Genomic DNA, 437 nt, shown 5'->3' on the forward strand with positions numbered 1-437 from the left:
ATATACAAGTATGACACTCCCGTTGATTCCTTTGCCTACGAATGTACCACGGAATATCCGTTCTACTCAATGACCCGCGACAGGCACGGCAATCTGTGGACCGGCACACGCGGCAACGGGCTCTACATAGGCGCAAGCCAATATATGAACAAATCGGCGCTGTGCAATCTTGCCATCAACGACATATTCGACATCATAGAGGACAAATACGGCAGAATGTGGATGGCATCGCTGCAGTCGGGAACAGAGGGCGGACTGTTAGTGGCGGAATATGAGCGCGCCGGCGGCAGACTGAAGGTGACACGCCACACGCTGACATCCATGGACGTACACGACCTGGACATGGATGCCAATGGCAGGCTGTGGGGAGCAAGCAACGACGGACTCTTTTGCGTGGACACCAACAAAAAACAGATAAAAGCCAGCGACATACGTAC

At 53.1% G+C, this 437-nt stretch carries 1 protein-coding gene; it reads left to right on the plus strand.

Annotation, left to right across the window (positions count from 1 at the left end):
* Positions 1-437: two-component regulator propeller domain-containing protein (locus EN885_RS33185; protein WP_164897986.1), on the plus strand; the 437-nt coding region annotated here is incomplete at both ends.

The sequence above is a fragment of the Mesorhizobium sp. M6A.T.Cr.TU.014.01.1.1 genome (assembly GCF_004022765.1).
GTDB classification, from domain to species: Bacteria; Pseudomonadota; Alphaproteobacteria; order Rhizobiales; family Rhizobiaceae; genus Mesorhizobium; species Mesorhizobium mediterraneum.